The 18,324-nt window shown below is 71.2% G+C and carries 15 protein-coding genes; 8 read left to right on the top strand and 7 right to left on the bottom strand.

The window, feature by feature from the left end:
- Positions 1-50 precede the first annotated feature (50 nt).
- Positions 51-1,205 (top strand): LCP family protein, encoded by a 1,155-nt coding sequence (locus ACIA5C_RS09660; RefSeq protein WP_396052889.1) that lies wholly within the window; start codon positions 51-53, stop codon positions 1,203-1,205.
- On the opposite strand, the gene ACIA5C_RS09655 is transcribed toward ACIA5C_RS09660, so the two are convergent.
- Positions 1,172-2,332 carry an MFS transporter gene (locus ACIA5C_RS09655; protein ID WP_396052888.1) on the bottom strand — a complete coding sequence of 387 codons (1,161 nt, stop codon included), beginning with the start codon at positions 2,330-2,332 and terminating at the stop codon, positions 1,172-1,174. The genes ACIA5C_RS09660 and ACIA5C_RS09655 overlap by 34 nt on opposite strands.
- Before the next feature lie 54 nt (positions 2,333-2,386).
- Here ACIA5C_RS09655 and ACIA5C_RS09650 point away from each other — a divergent pair, with 54 nt between their 5' ends.
- On the top strand, positions 2,387-3,226 hold the full coding sequence (locus ACIA5C_RS09650) for an AraC family transcriptional regulator (RefSeq protein ID WP_396052887.1): 840 nt from the start codon (positions 2,387-2,389) through the stop codon (positions 3,224-3,226).
- 79 nt (positions 3,227-3,305) lie between these two features.
- On the opposite strand, the gene ACIA5C_RS09645 is transcribed toward ACIA5C_RS09650, so the two are convergent.
- From ACIA5C_RS09645 to ACIA5C_RS09635, 3 genes are all read right to left on the bottom strand, one after another.
- The gene (locus tag ACIA5C_RS09645) at positions 3,306-4,073 is read right to left on the bottom strand and encodes a DUF2927 domain-containing protein (protein WP_396052886.1); all 768 of its coding nucleotides are present in this window, start codon (positions 4,071-4,073) and stop codon (positions 3,306-3,308) included.
- Positions 4,074-4,150: 77 nt separating this feature from the next.
- A complete protein-coding gene (locus ACIA5C_RS09640; protein ID WP_396052885.1) occupies positions 4,151-5,410 on the bottom strand; it encodes an alpha/beta fold hydrolase in 1,260 nt (419 codons plus the stop codon).
- Positions 5,411-5,454: 44 nt separating this feature from the next.
- Positions 5,455-6,282, bottom strand: a complete 828-nt coding sequence (locus ACIA5C_RS09635) for a class I SAM-dependent methyltransferase (protein WP_396052884.1) — start codon at positions 6,280-6,282, stop codon at positions 5,455-5,457.
- Between the two features lie 28 nt (positions 6,283-6,310).
- Here ACIA5C_RS09635 and ACIA5C_RS09630 point away from each other — a divergent pair, with 28 nt between their 5' ends.
- From ACIA5C_RS09630 to ACIA5C_RS09620, 3 genes are all read left to right on the top strand, one after another.
- Entirely contained in the window at positions 6,311-6,724 is a 414-nt protein-coding gene (locus ACIA5C_RS09630) for a PPOX class F420-dependent oxidoreductase (RefSeq protein ID WP_396052883.1), read from the top strand.
- A gap of 22 nt (positions 6,725-6,746) precedes the next feature.
- Complete coding sequence (locus ACIA5C_RS09625) at positions 6,747-7,358, top strand: hypothetical protein (protein WP_396052882.1); 612 nt, start codon at positions 6,747-6,749, stop codon at positions 7,356-7,358.
- A 63-nt stretch (positions 7,359-7,421) separates the two neighbouring features.
- Positions 7,422-8,051 carry a hypothetical protein gene (locus tag ACIA5C_RS09620; protein ID WP_396052881.1) on the top strand — a complete coding sequence of 210 codons (630 nt, stop codon included), beginning with the start codon at positions 7,422-7,424 and terminating at the stop codon, positions 8,049-8,051.
- 987 nt (positions 8,052-9,038) lie between these two features.
- Here ACIA5C_RS09620 and ACIA5C_RS09615 read toward each other — a convergent pair.
- Positions 9,039-10,442 (bottom strand): phthalyl amidase, encoded by a 1,404-nt coding sequence (locus ACIA5C_RS09615; RefSeq protein ID WP_396052880.1) that lies wholly within the window; start codon positions 10,440-10,442, stop codon positions 9,039-9,041.
- Positions 10,443-10,711: 269 nt separating this feature from the next.
- Between ACIA5C_RS09615 and chvE the strand changes: the two genes are divergently transcribed.
- From chvE to mmsB, 3 genes are read left to right on the top strand one after another with little or no spacing between them, the layout of a single operon-like run.
- The gene (gene chvE, locus ACIA5C_RS09610; RefSeq protein ID WP_396052879.1) at positions 10,712-11,842 is read left to right on the top strand and encodes a multiple monosaccharide ABC transporter substrate-binding protein; all 1,131 of its coding nucleotides are present in this window, start codon (positions 10,712-10,714) and stop codon (positions 11,840-11,842) included.
- Positions 11,839-13,371 (top strand): multiple monosaccharide ABC transporter ATP-binding protein, encoded by a 1,533-nt coding sequence (mmsA, locus tag ACIA5C_RS09605; protein ID WP_396052878.1) that lies wholly within the window; start codon positions 11,839-11,841, stop codon positions 13,369-13,371. The genes chvE and mmsA overlap by 4 nt, the downstream gene beginning before the upstream one ends.
- Positions 13,368-14,615 carry a multiple monosaccharide ABC transporter permease gene (gene mmsB, locus ACIA5C_RS09600; RefSeq protein ID WP_396052877.1) on the top strand — a complete coding sequence of 416 codons (1,248 nt, stop codon included), beginning with the start codon at positions 13,368-13,370 and terminating at the stop codon, positions 14,613-14,615. The genes mmsA and mmsB overlap by 4 nt, the downstream gene beginning before the upstream one ends.
- Positions 14,616-14,663: 48 nt before the next feature.
- On the opposite strand, the gene ACIA5C_RS09595 is transcribed toward mmsB, so the two are convergent.
- Both ACIA5C_RS09595 and ACIA5C_RS09590 read right to left on the bottom strand, forming a co-directional pair.
- Positions 14,664-17,477: an AAA family ATPase gene (locus ACIA5C_RS09595; protein ID WP_396052876.1), complete on the bottom strand. Its 2,814-nt coding sequence runs from the start codon at positions 17,475-17,477 to the stop codon at positions 14,664-14,666.
- Between the two features lie 79 nt (positions 17,478-17,556).
- Positions 17,557-18,324, bottom strand: coding sequence for a BTAD domain-containing putative transcriptional regulator (locus tag ACIA5C_RS09590; RefSeq protein WP_396052875.1), 768 nt, complete (start codon positions 18,322-18,324; stop codon positions 17,557-17,559).

The following is an 18,324-nucleotide window of genomic DNA, read 5'->3' as shown; positions in this document are numbered from 1 at the left end:
CGCCGGATCCGTGAAATCAGTGACGAACCGCCTCGCCTGGGAGAAGTGTCTTGCCTTATCGCAACGCCCGACGTCGTCGTCGCCGTTCGCCCGTCTGGGCCCGCTGGAGCCTCGGGCTCGGCGTGATTCTGCTGGTCGTAGGGGGTGGGTCACTGGTCGCGGTGCAGGCCGGCCTGGCCGCCGCCACGAAGTCGGTGGCCCAGCAGGACCTGCTCGGCTCGTCGGCGACCAAGAAGCACGCCGACATCAAGGGTGCCAAGAACATCCTGCTGGTCGGCGTCGACCAGCGCCCGAACGCGACGGCGACCAACGGCACCCGGTCCGACTCCATCATGATCATGCACATCTCGGCCGACCATCAGCAGGCCTACCTGGTGTCGATCCCGCGTGACCTCCTGGTCGACGTGCCGGCGTACGAAAACGGCAAGCAGTCCTGGGAGGGCGGCCAGCAGAAGATCAACTCGGCGTTCTTCTTCGGCAGCCGCGGCCTGGCCGGTGACGCGGCCATGTCGCACGGTTTCGACCTGCTCACCCGCACGGTCACGAACCTGACCGGAATCACCCCGGACGCCGGCGCGATCATCGACTTCACCGGCTTCCGCAACGTGGTCAAGGTGCTCGGCAAGGTCTGCATGTACGTCGACGAGGACACCACCTCGATCCACATCGGCGAGGACAAGAACGGCAACAAGGCCAAGCCGTACGTCATCAACAAGGACGGCACGCTCAAGTCGAGGATCCCGGGCGTGACGCCGTGGTTCTACTCCAAGGGGAACCACTGCCTCACCCCGAACGAGGCGCTCGACTACGTACGCCAGCGCGACCTGCTCGCCAACAAGGACTTCGACTACGGCCGGCAGCGCCACCAGCAGCAGTTCCTCAAGGCGCTGCTGCAGCAGGCGGTGAAGGACGGCCTCGACTCGCCGACCAAGCTGCCGGGGCTGCTCAAGGCGTTCGGTCAGGCGATGACCGTGGACAGCGGCGGCATCTCGCTCGAGGACTGGGTGTTCGCGATGAAGGCTGTCCGCCCCGACAACCTGGTCACCCTGAAGACCAACGAGGGCAAGTTCCATCCCGAGTCGGTCGCCGGCCTCGGTGAGGTCGAGACGCTCAGCGACAGCAGCAAGCAACTGCTGGTGGCGGTCAAGAACGACAAGGTCGGCGAGTTCGCTCAGAGCTTCCCGACCTTCGTCGCCAACACCTGAGGCTCCTTCACCTGAGGCTCCTTCAGGGCCAGACCCAGGACGAGGGCGAGGACCGGCGTCAGACACAGCACCGACAGCACGCCCTGCGGTCCCCGGTGCTGGGCGATCACGCCCAGCACCGGCGCGATCAGGCCGCCGATGCTGACGGCCAGCCCGAGCGTCACCCCGGCGGCCGTACCCGGGCGGCGCGGCAGGTAGTCCTGGCCGAGCTTGACCAGCACGGCGAACGGGATGTTGAGCGCGATGCCGGCCGCGATCGCGCAGATCAGCGGCGCGATCGGGCCGGTGCTCAGCCGCAGGGCGATCAGCGGCGGCACGGCGATCAGCGCGCCGAACCGGGTCGTGCGGACCATCCCGTACCGGTCGGCGATCCGCCCGCCGATCAGGGTGCCGGCCACGCCGCCGACCAGGAAGCAGGCCAGCGCCGCGCCCGCCGCGGTCCGGCCCAGATGCAGGTAGCGGATCCAGTAGAGCTCGATGAACGTGTTGATCCCGAAGAACGTCGTGGATCGCACGACTTCGATCGCGGTCAGTGTGCCGAAGAGCAGCCAGCGATCGTCCCCCACGAGATCCCGGGCCTTCTGCCTGATTTGTCCCCGGCGGTGCTGCCGCAGCAGGATCAAGGCGATCACCACCGCCGGCGGGATGAACAGCACGGTCGCCGGTGCACCCCACCGGATCAGGACCGGCGTCGCCAGCACCGGCGCGAGAAAGAACCCGACCTTCCCGCCGGCCGCGAAAATGCTCATCGCCGAGGCGCTGTCCCCGGCCGCCTCGCGGGCCGCCTTCCCGGCCGCGGGGTGGAACATCGCCACACCCAGCCCCGAGATCAAAATCAAGATCCAGACCATTTCGTACGCGGACGCGAGTCCCGCCAGACCGAGCCCGATCCCCGCCGTTGCCACTCCGGCCGACGCCATCCACCCGACCCGATAGCGATCGGCGAGGATCCCCACGAACGGCTGCGGCACGGAACTGCCGAGCGCCGCCGCGAGCGTCAATCCCGACGCGGCCACATAGCCGTAGTGCCGATCCAGCACGAAGTACGGCAGGGTCGCCGGCACCAGCCCCTGATAGAGGTCGTCGACCGCGTGCGCCGTTCCCCACAGCCAGATCCGTCTGCTCACGCATCCGATCTTCGCGGTCGCCGAGCTTGCCGACTTCCGATAATCTGCCACGTCATGTCGGTAACCCGCCAACCCGCCGACCCGACCGTCCGCTCGCTGGCCCACCGCCAGCAGATCGCCTGGCACGGCCACCCGGTCCACCAGCTGGTCTACCCGATCAGCGGCGTCCTGCAGGTCTCGACCGAGAAGGGCTCGTGGATCGTCCCGCCGCACCGCGCGGTCTGGATCCCGGCCCACATCGCCCACGCCCACCAGGCCCACGGCCCGACCGAGATGCGCGCCCTGAAATTCGACGTGCCCAACCCGCTGGCCGGCGACGCCCCGACCGTGCTGTCGGTGAGCCCGCTGCTCCGCGAGGTCGTCCGTGCCCTGACCGACGACGACGCCCGCACCGACCAGCACCGTCACCACCTGGAACTGGTCGCCCTGGACGAACTGCGCGGCGTCGAGGCCCTGCCCTTCGGCCTGCCCGCCCCGCACGACCCGCGCCTGGTCGACCTCGCCCGCATCCTGGCGGAAGACCCGGCCGACCCCCGCTCACTGCCCCAGCTCGGCCGCGCCGTCGGCGCCAGTTCCCGTACGCTCAGCCGCCTGTTCCGGGAGCAGACCGGCCTCACGTTCCCGCAGTGGCGAACCCAGCTACGACTGCACCACGCCCTCAAACTGCTGGCCGGCGGCACACCGGTCACCCGGGTGGCGGCCGACTGCGGCTACCGCAGCCCGAGCGCCTTCATCGAGTCGTTCCGCCTGGCCTTCGGCACCACCCCCGGGCGCTCGGCCTACCTGGGGGCGACCCCCAGACCCCACGTTGCGGTGAGCGCACCGCGCGGTCCGGTGACCGGCCGCACCATCGGCGGCAGACAGGCGTACGTGACGACGGTGCCCGGCGGATAGGGCAGCACCGCACGCTCCTGCTCGGCCGTCCCTGCGCACGTCCCGGCCGGGCGCAGGCGAGGCCGGGTGCCGCAGAGGCTCAGGACACGGTCACGGCGCGGGTGACGGCGGAGCGGTCGTCGTGGGGGTGGATCGCCCCGCTGTAGAGCAGCTTGATCATCTGCTTGTCGAGGGCGGAGTACTGCGTGGGGGTCGCGTCCTTGTCGTCGGTGAAGACGCTGGTCGGGTGGTTGCCCAGGTCGCCCAGCAGGCCCATCGCCTGGGTGAGCTCGCGGCGGATGAGGTGGCAGCGCAGCCGGGCCGAGATGCCGGTCGACTGCACCAGCACGTTCGCGTGCCCGATCGCGTTGGTGCCGGCCGGCCAGGTCACCCAGGCGAAGCCGTCGTTGCCGGGCACGTAGTGCGGCTCGATCGTCGCGAACTGCGAGCGGGGCGCGACGTGGAGTTCGATGTCGCCGGGCCCGCTCGTGATCCGGAGCTTGGTGGTGGCGCTGAGCGCGTTGAAGTCGGCGACCGTACGGGTGGCGCAGGTGCGGCCGGCCGCGCTGAGGGTGCCGCTGAGATGGACGACGACGATCGGCAGCTCCCACATCGCGATCGTGGGGTCATTGTCGCCGTACTCGGTGCCGAGCGCGATCGTGAGGAACGAGTCCAGCGTCTCCCGGCTGACCTTCGGCCGGGTGGGCACGGGGCCGGCCGCGAGGTCCTCGCCGACCCGGGGAAGCGCCGCCGCGGAGCTGACCGGGGACGACGGGGACGACGACGCCGGCGGGGAATCGCATCCCGCCGGCGCCAGCGCGGCCACGAGCAGCGCCGCCCCGGCGGCGCGAACCCATCTCGATCCCATGCGGAGCCCCTCTTCGTGTGCGGCGCGACGGCCGCGGGCATCCTACGGTCAAGATCGGCCGACCGGGGGGCGCCGGTCTAGGCGAGGCCGGCGGCCATGTCCATGAGGCGGCCGAGCACGGCTTCGCCGGAGGTGCGCAGGCCGTCGTGCTCGTGCTCGTTGGTCACCCAGGCGCGGACGTTGCCGACGGCGGCGGCGGTCTCGAGCGAGAGGCCGGCGTCGACGTACATGTCGTCGGCGTAGACCGCGGCGGCCACCGGGACCTCGTTGGCGGCCAGGCGGGCCGGGTCGTAGAGGGCCGGCCAGTCGTCGGTGGCGGCCAGGATGTCGGCGGCACCGGCGAACGGGCGCAGCGCGGCGATCTGCTCGAACATCCAGGGGTACATCATCTCGCCGGTGAACAGCAGGGGAGTGGCGTCCGCGGCGAACTCCGGGCGCGCCCGCATGGCGCGGTCGGCGGCCCAGCCGGTGGCGCCGCCGGCCCGACCGTAGCAGTACTCCTGGAGCGCGAACAGCGGCTGGTCGATGAACCCGGTCTCGGCCATCACCGCGTACCGGAAGGTGTCGGAGAGTTCCTCTCCGTGCCATGCCTCGTCGAGCAGCCAGTGCAGGTGGGCATAGCCGTAGCTCATGCCGAACGAGCTGCCGAGGAAGCGGAACCGTTCGACGGTCAGACGGTCGCCGTCGGGCAGACGGACGTCGCCCGCGGCGAGGTGGTCGGCGATGCGGCGTACGGCGGCGACGTCGTCCGGGAACTCCCGGTAGAACTCGGCGTTCTTGGCGGCGACCCGCGGGTAGGTCCGCGCGTACACATCATCGGCCGTGGCCGTGAGACCCGGCAGCCCGCCGGTGACATAGCAGGTGCGCAGCGCCTGCGGCGCGGCCGAGAGGTAGGCCAGCGTGATGAAGCCGCCGTAACTCTGGCCGAGCGTGCTCCATCGGGCGCCGCCGGCGACCCGTTCGCGCAGGATCTCGGCGTCGGCGACGATGCTGTCGGCCCGGAAAAGCTTGAGATGGCCGGCCAGCTCCCGCGGGGAGCGGCCGGCGACCGTACGCGCGGTCAAGGGCGTGCTGCGTCCCGTTCCGCGCTGGTCGAGCAGCAGCACCCGGTGCGTGCGTACGGCCCGGCCGATCCAGCTCTCGGCCCGCAGCGGCCGCGGCGACTTCCCGCCCGGGCCGCCCTGCAGGAAGACCAGCCAGGGCAGGTCGTCGCCGGACCGGTCGGCGGCCACCACCTCGCGGGCGAAGACCTCGATCGTCTCCCCGCCGGGCGTCCGATGGTCGAGGGGCACGGTGACGGTGTGGTCGGCGAAGCGGAGTCCCGGATGAGCGATCATGCCCTCAGCTTAGGAAGGTACGACCTCGTCCACCTATTACGGCTCTACGGGCTGACCCGGGCAGCGAGCGCATAGAACAGCGGAATCCGCGGGGCGTCGCCGGGAAGGCGCCAGAAGCCGGTGCCGGTCGGGACCATCGACGGCCAGCGGGGCCACGGAATCTCGTCCGGCTCCCGGAGCGACGTGATCTGAAAGCCGGCACCGACCAGGGCGTTGACGACCTCACCCAGGCCGTGGGCCCACTCGTACACCTCGGTCGAGTGGGTCAGCGGCGGGCCGTCGGTGTAGGTGTGCGCGCCGTCCCGCAGCTGGGCGCCGCGGCCCTCGAGGTAGTCGTGGCGCAGCAGCAGCTCGGGACCGGACGGGACGAGGCCCAGCGAGACCAGCAGCGGGTGGAACTCGACGATGTAGACCAGGCCGCCGGGCCGCAGCAGTTCGGCCACCACGCCGGCCCAGCGCGGCAGGTCGGGCAGGTAGCACAGGGCGCCCTTGCCGGTGTAGACCACGTCGAAGCGGTCGCCGTTCAGGGCCGCCGGTGCGTCGTACACGTTGGCCCGGACGTACGAAACGGGAGCCGTCGCCAAGCGACGGGCCTCGGCCACCGCGGCGGTGGAAAGGTCGAGGCCGACGACGCGGCCCGCGCCCCGCCCGGCGAAGGCGGCGGTCTCGGTGCCCAGGTGGCACTGCAGGTGCAGGACGTCCTTGCCGGTGAGGTCGCCGAGGTCGGCCCACTCGTAGTCGGCGAACCAGGAGGCCGGCTCCTTGCCGCCGACGTCGTAGAAGCGGCTGGCCGCGTGGATCGGGGTGCGCGCGTCCCAGTTGGCCTCGATGGCGGCGAAGCGGCGGCGTGTTTCCGGGTCGAAGTCCGTCATCGCCCCATTCTGGTGGACACTGGGGATCATGCAGCCACCTGAGAGCCACACCGACCTGCTCGAGCAGCCCAACTTCGCCCACCTGGCGACGGTCCGCCCGGACGGCTCGCCCCAGTCCAGTGTGATGTGGTTCGACTGGGACGGCTCCCGGATCCGGATGACACACACCAAGACCCGGCAGAAGTTCCGCAACCTGGGCGCCGAACCGCGGGTGGCCCTGTCGATCGCGGATCGGGCGGACGAGTACCGCTTCCTCGAGGTGCGCGGCGTCGTCGAGAGCGTCGAGGACGACGACGCCGAGGCGGCGTTCTACAAGACCCTGCAACGCCGCTACGGCAACGAGTACGAGGTGAAGGACGCCGACGTACGGGTCATCATCACCATCCGGCCGGAGAAATACGTGGCGGTCCAGGGTGGAGGCGTCGTCGGCGTCGAAGTGTGATCGCCGTACTAGTGTTCCCGCCATGGCCTTGACCCCGGGCGAGTTCTACGACCACGCCGCAGCCGTCGCGGACACCGAGCGGCGACTGCCGCTGGCCCGCATGACGGGATGGGACATCAGCCCGTTCGAACAGGACGGACTACGGGTCGCCCCGCTACGCCCGCCGGTGCTGCCCGAACCGGCCCGGCACGGCGAGGACCCGGCGAACTGCCGGCCGTGCCGGGAACGCGACGAGGGCATATGGTTCAACGAGCGCTGGCGGCTGGAGCGCATCCCCGGAGTCGGCGTGCCGCTGGTGCTGATGCTGTACCCGCGCGACCACTACGACATGGCCGAACTCCCGGACCCGATGGCCGCGGAGATGGGGCTGTTGGGCACCCGCATCGTCCGGCACATGCAGGCCCTGCCGCACATCTCCCGGGCCCACCTCTACCGCATAGGCGACGGCGCCGCTCATCTCCACCTGTGGTTCTTCGCGCGGCCCGAGGGCCAGGCCCAGCTGTACGGGTCGTGGCTGGTCGTCTGGGACGACCTCCTGCCGGAATATCCCGCCCACGTCGCCGACGCGGACGCCGCGAAGGTGGCGGACGCCCTGGTCGCCTCGCACGGAGGATCGCGGAGTGCCGGCCTCTGACGACTGGGCCCGGCTGTTCGTCGACTACTGTCAATACTCGATCTCCGCCGGCCCGTCGGCCTGATGGGTGGCACCGCTGACGCGCTCACCGACGTCGCCGTGCCGCGCGGACTGATCCGGGTCCGGGTGCACGCACGCGACCGGCTGCACGAGACGGTCCGCACCGACGGCGACCCGCCCGAGCGGCATGAGTTCCACATCTGGGCGGTGCCCGAGGAAACCCCATGGCGTACGGTCGTCGGCTCGCACCCGGCCTGGGAGCAGAAGCCGGCAAGGGCCGCCGAGTGGGCGATGCTGTCACTCGTGCGGCGGCCGGCGCCACCCACCCCTGACGACGCGCGGGTGACCGTGGTCCGCCACCGGTCCGCGGCGGTGGAGGCCCCGGTGGGGGTGCTGCCGGCCGGCGACCTGGAGGTCCGGCTGGAGCGCGCCGACGACGAAACCCTGCGGTGGTCCCGGGCCGCCGCCGACGAGCCGATCTTTCCGCACCCGTTGACGACGCTGCCGGACTCCGAGCCCAGCACCGTCCGGCTGGCGTCCGCGGCGGACGGCTGGACGCTGCGCCACGAGGGTGTGCTTGGCCGGCAGGCCGCAGCGGTCGGCTTGATCTGGGACCACCTGCTCGACAACCCCGGATCGCACCCGTGGACGGCGACGCTGCAGGCGCAGGCCGCCCGCAACGAGGCCGCCTGACGCGCGGAGGCCTCGCAGCGGGAAGGGCGGCCGCCGTCGGACCGGATCCGCGCGCTACGCGGCCGGGCACGGTCCCTTGCCATGATCGACCGCCCGCTGCCCGACCGGATCGAAGCGTTGCTCGCTGGCCGCCTGCTGGGCGGGCCCGCCGGGCGCCTGCTGGGCGGCCGCCGGGCGCCTGCTGGGCGGCCCGCCGGCCGAGGCGCACGCCGCCCTCCGGTCCGTTCAACCTTCGGACTCGTTGTTGCGGCACCGCCGCCGGGCCGAGCACGGCCGATGCTGACGGCAGCCACCAATTCCAAGAACGGCGTCGGCTGTCCGGCGTTCCCGCGTAGCCTGGTGGTCCGCGGCCTTTCGGGGTCCGTCCGGCGGTCTCCGACGCGCACCACGGCCTCGGCAGTGCAGTCGGCGCCGCCGAGCCGCGGTGCCGCACGGACCAGCTGCGCAACCTGCTGGCCGACGTCCCCCAAAAGGGCGCGGCTGGTTCGCACCATCTTGGCCGGGCATCGACGCGGTCAACGCTCAATACGGCCGCGTCATCGAGACGATTGGCGAAAGTTGAGGACACCGCCGAGCATCTCGGTGATGCCGGAGCCGCGGCGAAGTCTGACGCCAGATCCGGTCGAACAATCCGCCGCGCTGCTGCCGTCGGCATCGTCCCGAACCGGGTCGCGACAATCCGCCTTACCGGCGCCGTGCCGGCCGAGCAGACCGGCGTACGAGTCGATAGGCGCCCAAGGCCGCAAAGCCAGCCCGACTCTCCCCCGCTGGCCGGGATCGCTGCCTGACGTTAACGCCAGCGGGCGTGACTCCTACGCGATGTCCGGTCGAGGCGACGCAGCACCCCCGCGCCGTCTGGCGGCTTTGGTCCTGAGCGCTTCGCGGCTCATCTTGGCAGGCCCGTTTACCGGGAGGGGAAGGGGAGCCGGGCGTGAGCCCCCTTCCCGAGGCCAGTCCACACGCGACTGAGCCCCGGGGATCGGGCTGCTACGCGGGGCAGGCGGGGGCTACGAAGAACTGGTGGGTGCCGTTGGTGAAGCGGCAGCCGAAGGCCGGTGAGGACACCGTGCGCCGGTCCAGGATGGCGTCGCCGGCCGGGCGGTGGCCGGAGTCTACCCAGTGGATCAGGTCGTCGAAGCCCTGGGTCAGTTCGGCCGGGGTGAAGTCGCAGTGGCCTACGCCGCGGATCGCCCGGGAGACGAACAGGGCCGCGCGGCCGTTGGCGGCCGCGCGCTGGGCGTAGATCTGCTCCATCGAGAACGGTACGAACAGGTCGCCCACGTCGTGCATCGACAGTACCGGGATGGCCGGGCGGCCGTAGACGTGGGGGACGCCGGAGAGGTCGCGGGACGGCGGGATGGTCGGGTGTACGCGCAGGACCGAGGCGTTCAGCTTCCACTCGGCCGCGGTGGGCCACCGGCCGTCGGTCGAGCGGTAGAACGTGAACTGGTTGCCTGCCACGTTGCCGGCGGCGATTTTTTCGGTGCCGCCGGTCAGACCCGGGTAGAGGCCGAACAGGAACGGCAGGTCGGACAGCGGGTCGAGGGAGCGGGCGGCGTTCCAGTAGGCGAACGCGCCGTCGAAGCCGGGCCGCACCCCGCCGGTGCGCCGTTCGACTACCGCCGACCACGTTTTGCCGGTCGCGGTCAGGGTGGGCGGGGCGCCGGCGGTCACGCCGAGGGCCGGGAGCATCCGGGCGACCTGGGCGCGCCACTGGTCCTGGTAGGTGTCGCCGGGGTGGAGCGGGTAGTCGATGCGTACGCCGGTCAGCGCGGCCGCGGTCGCGTTCGCGTCCAGGAAGTAGTCGAAGAGGCTGGTGTCGCCGAGGACGCCGCACATCGGCATCGCGCCGGTGAATGAGTGCGGGTGCTTCTCGATCATGACGGCGGTGACCTGGCCGCCCATCGAGGCGCCGCTCATCAGCGCCGAGCGGGCGGCCTGGCCGGTCACCCGACGGAACTGGTCGATCATCGAGTACGAGTCGGTGACGCCCTGGCCGACGTCGTAGCCGTTGGTCGCGTAACTGGACGCGGCCCAGGCGAAGCCGGAAGCGATGTAGTGGGCGCGCAGCGGGGGGTTGTCGACGTACACCGTCGTGCCGTCGCCCCGGTAGCCGTGGGCCCAGACGACCAGCCGGCCGTTCCAGTGCTGTGGCACCTCGATGCGGTAGGCCGCCCCGGCGCGGATGCCGGTGTAGACGTGGGCGCCGGGCAGCGCCGTGAACGGCGTCCCGTCGATCTCGCAGCCGGGGTCGGCGACCAGGTAGCCGGGCTGGGTGGTGCTGGGGGCCGGCGCGGAACAGCCCGCGGGGGCGGCGGACGCCGGGATGCCGGCCAGGAGCGGGACGGCCAGGACGAGTGCGGAGAGAGCGTGCTTCCAGCCCGTGATCATGGCGTTACCTCCGAGTAACATCCAACGGCCGTTCTCGATGGCTGTCAAGCGGCCCGCCCGCACATCGTGCCGAATCTGTTATCGATAACAACTGGGGCCCTCGGAGCGCCGAAAGCGCAGCCCAGAGCGTTTCGATGAGGTGTCGTCGAGGTTGCCGGAACCCGTTGACAGGGCAAGTGTGAGCGTTCACACTCGACGCCACTGCAGCGCTCCCGACTCCTTGCGGCCGGCGAGCGTCTTTACTTGAAGTGAATTGGAGTCCCGCCGCGATGAGACTTGCCAGAGTGGGGGCCGTGGCCTCCGCCGCCCTCCTGACCGTCGCGCTGGCCGCCTGCGGTTCCAGCGAGAAGACCGCCGACAAGCAGACATCGTCGACGGATAACAAGGGCGCCCTTGTCGGCGTCACGATGCCGACCCGGGTCAGCGAACGCTGGATCAAGGACGGCGACAGCGTGAAGTCGCAGCTCGAAGCCCTCGGCTACAAGGTCGACCTGCAGTACGCCGAGAACGACATCCCGACCCAGACGCAGCAGCTCGACAACCAGATCACCAAGGGTGCCAAGCTGCTCATCATCGCCTCCATCGACGGCAAGGCGCTGACCACGCAGCTGGAGAACGCCAAGGCCGCGCACATCCCGGTGATCGCGTACGACCGGCTCCTGCTCAACTCGCCGAACGTCGACTACTACGCGACGTTCGACAACGGCAAGGTCGGCGAGCAGCAGGCCACTTCGCTGCTGACCGGGCTCAAGCTGCTCAAGGCCGACGGCTCGAAGGGCACCGCGAAGGGCCCGTTCAACGTCGAGCTGTTCGCCGGCTCGTCGGACGACAACAACGCGACGTTCTTCTACAACGGCGCCATGAAGGTGCTCAAGCCGTACATGGACGCGGGCACGATCGTGGTCAAGAGCAAGCAGACCGACTTCAAGACGATCTCCATCCTGCGGTGGGACCCGGCGACCGCGCAGAAGCGCATGGAGGACCTGCTGACCTCCACCTACAAGGGCGGCGCCAAGGTCGACGGCGTGCTCTCGCCGTACGACGGCCTGTCGATCGGCATCCTGTCGGCGCTCAAGAGCAGCGGGTACGGCACCGCCGCCCAGCCCTACCCGATCGTCACCGGCCAGGACGCCGAGCTCGCCTCGGTCAAGTCGATCAAGAAGGGCGAGCAGTACTCGACCATCTACAAGGACACCCGGCAGCTCGCCAAGACCGCGGTGAGCATGGCCGACGCGGTCCTCAAGGGTCAGCAGCCGCAGGTCAACAACACGACCGACTACAACAACGGCAACAAGGTCGTCCCGTCGATGCTGCTTCCGTTCGTGGTCGTCGACAAGTCGAACTACCAGAAGGAACTGGTCGACACCGGTTACTACACCGCGGCCCAGATCGACAAATGACCGAGGCAATCCTGCGGATGCGGGGCATCTCGAAGTCCTTTCCGGGCGTGAAGGCGCTCTCGGACGTGGACATCGAGGTGCTCCGCGGCGAGATTCACGCGATCTGCGGGGAGAACGGCGCCGGGAAGTCGACCCTCATGAAGGTCCTTTCCGGCGTCTACCCCCACGGTGACTACGAGGGTGACATCACCTTCGAGGGCGAGGCGTGCCGGTTCTCCAGCATCCGCGACAGTGAGCACCGCGGAATCGTCATCATCCACCAGGAGCTCGCGCTGGTGCCGATGCTGTCGATCGCCGAGAACATCTACCTCGGCAACGAGCAGGCCACCCGCGGCCTGATCGACTGGAACCGCACCAATGCCGCCGCGAGCGACCTGCTGCGGCGGGTCGGCCTGCACGAGAACCCGGTCACCCCGGTGATCGACCTCGGTGTCGGCAAGCAGCAGCTGGTCGAGATCGCCAAGGCGCTGTCCAAGCGGGTCAAGCTGCTGATCCTCGACGAGCCCACCGCCGCGCTCAACGACGAGGACTCGGCCCACCTGCTCGACCTGTTGCGCGGCCTGCGCGACGAGGGCATCACCTGCGTGATCATCTCGCACAAGCTGAACGAGGTGCTGGCGATCGCGGACCGGGTGACGATCCTGCGCGACGGCCGCACGATCACCACACTGCCGTCCGAGGGGCTGACCGAGGAACGGATCATCGCCGGCATGGTCGGCCGCGACCTCGACCACCGGTTCCCGCCGCACGAGCCGAAGATCGGCCCGGAGATCCTGCGGATCGAGGACTGGACCGTGCACAGTCCGACCCAGCACGGCCGGGTGCTGGTGCGGGGCGCCAACCTCTCGCTGCGGCGCGGGGAGATCGTCGGCCTGGCCGGGCTGATGGGCGCCGGGCGCACCGAACTGGCGATGAGCGTCTTCGGCCGCTCGTTCGGCACCGGCATCTCCGGGCGGATCATCAAGGACGGCCAGGAGATCCGGTTGCGGTCGGTGCGCGAGGCCATCGATCACGGCATCGCGTACGCGACGGAGGACCGTAAACGGTACGGGCTGAACCTGATCGAGGACGTCAAGCGGAACGTCTCGGCGGCCGCCCTCGGCAAGCTGGCCCGCCTGGGATGGGTCGACGACAACGAGGAGTACAAGGTCGCCGAGGAGTACCGGCAGAGCTTGAACATCAAGGCGCCGAGCGTTTCGAGCATCACCGGCAAGCTCTCCGGCGGCAATCAGCAGAAGGTCGTCCTCTCCAAATGGATCTTCACCGATCCGGACGTGCTGATTCTGGACGAGCCGACGCGGGGCATCGACGTCGGCGCGAAGTACGAGATCTACACGATCATCAACCGGCTCGCCGACGAGGGAAAGGCGGTGCTGGTGATCTCCTCGGAACTGCCCGAGCTGCTCGGCCTCTGCGACCGCATCTACACCCTGTCGGCCGGCCGGATCACCGGCGAGGTGCCACGCGCCGAAGCAACACAGGAGGGCCTCATGACCTTGATGACCGCCAGTCCGGAGGTGTCCTCGTGACCGCCGCACCGACCAACGCCGACCTGGCGGTGGACGAGACCCCGGCCAAGCCGGGCGGCAACGGCTCCCGCCGGTTCTCGATAAACCTGCGGCAGAGCGGTATCTACATCGCCTTCGTCGTGATCGTGCTGCTGTTCACGATCCTGACCGGCGGCGACATGCTGGCGCCGCAGAACATCAGCAACATCATCGTGCAGAATTCGTACATCCTGATCCTGGCGATCGGGATGATCCTGGTGATCATCGCCGGGCACATCGATCTGTCGGTGGGCTCGGTGGTGGCGGTCACCGGGGCGATCGCGGCCAAGCTGATGGTCGATCAGCATGTCGCGTGGCCGGTCGCGCTGATCATCACCTTGCTCGCGGGCGCTCTGATCGGTGCCTGGCAGGGTTACTGGGTCGCGTACTTCGGCATCCCCGCCTTCATCGTCACGCTCGCCGGCATGCTGCTGTTCCGGGCCCTGACGATGATGGTCCTCAGCAACCAGGGCATCGGCCCGATCCCGGACGCCGTGCGCACGCTGTCCAACGGATTCACCGACGGTTATCTCGGCAACGTCGGGCTGGGCCCACTCGGGGGCGCCGATCTACTCAGCCTCCTCGTCGGCCTCGGCGCGGTGGTGGGAATCGTCGTCGTGCAATGGCGTTCGAGGGCCGGACGACTGCGGTACGGCCAGGCGGTCGAACCGGTTCCGGTCTTCGTCGCGAAGATCGTCGTGGCGTCGGTCGCGGTCATGTTCCTCATCGTCCAGCTCGCCCGATTCCGCAATCTGCCGTGGGTGCTGGTGCTGCTGGCGATCCTCACCCTCGCCTATTCGGTGCTGACCAACCGGGCGGTGTTCGGCCGGCAGATCTACGCGGTCGGTGGCAACGTGCAGGCCGCCAACCTGTCCGGTGTCAAGGTCAAGTCGGTGATCTTCTGGATCTTCGTCAACATGGGTGTGCTGTCCGCGCTGGCCGGCATCATCTTCGCCGGTCGGCTCAACCAGGCGAACTCGACGGCCGGCAACCAGTTCGAACTCGACGCGATCGCGGCCGCCTTCATCGGCGGCGCCGCGGTGCAGGGCGGCGTCGGCAAGGTGGTCGGCGCCATCACCGGTGGCCTGATCATGGGCGTCATCAACAACGGCATGAACCTCATCGGCGCTCCGTCCGAGCGCGTCATGCTGGTCAAGGGCGCGGTACTGCTGGCCGCCGTCGCGTTCGACGTGTGGACCAAGCGCCGCGCCGGCGCGTCGCGTTAGCGTGCACCGGGAGCGGGCCGGCGACCCGGCCGCTCCCGGTACGCCGGTTCAATGCACCAGGCCGGCGGCGACCAGCGCCCGGGTGAGATCCGTACGCGATCGCACGCCCAGCTTCCGATAGACGCGCGTCAGATGGGCCTCGACCGTCTTGCGTGACACGAACAGCACACTGGCCGCCTCGGCGTTGTTCAACCCGCCGGCGATCGCCCGCGCCACCTGGATCTCCTGCGGTGACAACAGATCCAGCAGGCTCGGCCCGGCGCTCGGCAGCGGCCGCACCCCGGCCGCCGCCAGTTCGACGGCCGCCCGAGCCGCCCACGGCGCCGCCCCCAGCGACTCGAACGTCGCGTGCGCGGCGGTCAGCGGCACCCGCGCGGCGGCCGGCCGGCGGAACCGCCGCAGCGCCTCACCCCGGCACAACAGGGTGCGGGCCCGCTCGTACGGATAGTCGCGCACCCGGTGGTGGCGCTCGGCCTCGGCGAACGCCTCCTCGGCCTCGTCGAGGGTCTCGGCCAGCATCCCGCGGCACCGCCCGACCGCCGCCCACGCCCAGCTCGACCCGGTCCGGGCGGCCACCGAGGTCAGCCAGGCGAGCGGCTCCCGGGCCCGGTCCGGCCGCCCGCCGCGGACGTGCGCCTCGACCACGTCGGCGCCGAACGGCACCACGCGCGGGTTGCCCAGTCCGGCCCGGCGCGCGTGCCCGAGCGCCTCGTCGAGCGCGGTGCCCGCCTCGGCGTAGTCGGCATCGGAGAGCGCGGCCACCCCGGCCGCGAAGCTGAGGTAGAACTCCAGGCAGCCGATCCGGTACGGGCCGATCTCGCGGCGGGCCCGGCTGACCCGGTCGAGGCAGCGGGTACGCTCGCCGCGCTGACCGTCGAGCCGGGCCAGGCAGGCCAGGCCGTAGCCGACCGCGCCCAGGTGACCGAGTTCCTCGGCCCAGTGCAGCCCGTCGGCCCAGTCCGCCTCGGCCTCGGCCCATCGGCCGGTCCAGTGCTCGCCCTCGCCCCGGATGATCAGCGCGACCGGCAGCACGGCCGGGGCCGCGAACCGGCGGGCGGTGTCGATCGTGCGAGTCAGGACGGCCAGGCCCGCAGCGTCCTGCTCGCTGAACAGCAGCCCCTGGCCGAGCATCGCCACCATGAGCTGCTCGGTCACCGGATCGATCCCGCGTTCCAGGTAGGCCGCGCCGGCCCGCAGGCCCGGCTGCGCCTCCTCGACCCGCCCGTTGAGCACCAGCCCGAAGCTGTGCACGAGCGCGGTGCGGGGCGCGGCGAAACCGGCGGTCGTCGCCAGCGCCAGCGCCTCCTCGCCGTGCTGCAGCACCGATCGCACGTCGGCGTCCATGGCGGCCGGCACCGCCGCCTCGGTGAGCAGCGCGCAGGCCCGGGCCGGGTCGAGGTCGCGGACGTTCCGGGCCGCGCCGACCAGACCCTGGTACGCCGCCGCGGTGTGCCCGGTCCACGTGAGGATGCGGCCGCGCAGCAGCTCGATGTCGGCCCGCAGCGCCGGATCGGTCGTCGTGGTCAGTGCCTCGTCGCACCACGCCGAGGCGCGGGCCGACGCGCCGGCCAGGAACGAGTCGGTCGCCGCCTCGCGCAGCAGGCCGGCCCGCGCGGCCGGGTCGGGGTTGAGCTGGGCCGCGCGGTGCCAGGCCAGGGCGGCCCCGTCGTAGCCGCTGCGCCGCCGGGCCTCGCGGGCCGCCTCGGCCAGTTCGGCCGCCACCGCCGAGTCGGGGCCGGTCGCGGCCGACGCGCGGTACCAGGCCCGCGTGGTGCCCGAGGTGACCCCGGCCAGGGCGTCGCAGGCGGCCCGCCGGTCGGCCCGCGACACGTGCCGCAGCACCGCCGAGCGCAACATCGGATGCCGGAACTCGTAGTCCGTCCCGTCCGAGACCACGATCCGGGCCGCCTCGGCCGGGGCCAGGTCGGCCAGGCTCAGGCCGCGCCGCTCGAGGGCCGCCTCCAGCACCGTGATCGCCGGCGAGCGGCTCACTCCGACCACGGCCAGCGCGGCCCGGGCCGACTCCGGCAGCTCCTCGATGTGGCGCAGCCAGGCCTCTTCGAGCAGGCGCCGGCCGGCCGGCAGTGCCTCGCCGAACGGCCGGTCGCCCGCCAGCTGGTCGTCGCCGAGCGCGGCCACCCACTCGAGCAGCGCGAGCGGGTTGCCGCCGGTGCGCTCGACCAGGTCGCCGAGGACCGCGCCGGACGGCTCCCGGCCCCGCTCGCGCAGCAGCCGGGCGCAGTCGGCCCGGGTCAGCCCGGCCAGGTCGAGAGTGGGCAGGTCGGCACTGCGGCGGCGCAGATCGGGGTCGTCCCGGCCGCTCATCACCAGCGCGACCCGTTCCGGGCCGAGCCGGCGGGCGGCGAACAGCAGCGCGCGCTGCGACGACTGGTCGACCCAGTGCAGGTCGTCGACGAGCACGACCAGGGGGGTCGTCTCGCCGGCCGCGGCCAGCACGCTGAGGGCCGCGGCGCACACCGCGTACGGATTGGGGGTTTCGATGTCGGCGAGCGCGAGCGAGCCGGCGAGCGCATCCCGCTGCACCGCCGGAAGCTCGGCGAAGTGCCCGCGGAGCGGGATGATCAGGTCGGCCAGGGTGGCATAGGGCAGCACCGCCTCGGACTCGACGCCGCGGGCGCGCAACACCCGGGCCGGTGCGATGCCGGCGGCGTAGTCGAGCAGCGTGGTCTTGCCGACGCCGGGATCGCCCCAGAGGAGCAGGGCGACGCCTCGGCTCGCGGCGGCCCGCACCGCGGCCGCCAGGAGCCGGCATTCCCGTTCTCTCCCGATCGGTTGTCCCGCGCGCCCCGCGTCCCCCGCGGCCGTGATGGCGATCGCGCGGCGTAGATCCTCCCCGGCCATGAGGGCTCCCGGCGGCTCGTCGCTGATGCGCCCGCTCAGCATGCGCCCCCGCGGCGACCCGCCACGCCCTCACTGTCGGCTACCGGACCGCCAGCCTAGGGAGGTGCCCGATGCGGGCACCGGCGATCAATTGCCACAGGTCGGGTGCCGGATCGACCCCCAGCTCGGCCAGCAGCAGCTCCCGATAGGACCGGAACGTGCGCTGCGCCTCGATCAGATTGCCCTCGGCCAGGTGCGCCTCGATCAGCGCCCGCTGCGCGCTCTCGCGCAACGGGTCGGCGCACATGGCGGCTATCGCCGCATCGACGGCCTGGGCGTGCCTTCCGGCCGCCGACAGGCTGCGGCTCACCTGCTCCAGGGCGTGCAGGACCCGGGTACGCACGCGCTCGCGCTCGACGATCGCCCAGTCGTCGTACCAGCCGGGCAGCAGATCGAGCGCGGCGTCGGCACCGTCCGGGACGGTCAGGTCGGAGGGGCCGGGCCGGCCGCCGATCACCCGTTCGGCCCAGCCGGACAGCGTTTCGAGGTCGACCGCCACGTCCGGGCCGAGGGCCAGCGCGGCGCCGCCGGCCTCGACGACCGCCGTGCCGGCCCCGGCCCCGCGTAACCGCCACATCGCCGAGCGCAGGTTGCCGCCCGCGCGCGACTCGGTCACGTCCGGCCACAGGGCGGCCGCTACTACTCGCCGGCCGGCCGGGCGCCGCCGGCAGGCCAGGTAGACCAGCAGCCGCAGACTGCTCTCGGGCAGTACGGCCGGCTGGCCCCGCACCCGCAGGTCTGGCCCGTCCAAGACGTGCAGGACCGTCTGCGGCCGGTCCCGGTGCCGATAAGTGAGACGTGCGCTCAT

This window comes from Actinoplanes sp. NPDC051343, assembly GCF_044455125.1.
In the GTDB taxonomy this organism is placed as follows: Bacteria; Actinomycetota; Actinomycetes; order Mycobacteriales; family Micromonosporaceae; genus Actinoplanes.
Note: the sequence above shows the minus strand (reverse complement) of the source record. Positions and strands in the feature narration are given on the sequence as shown.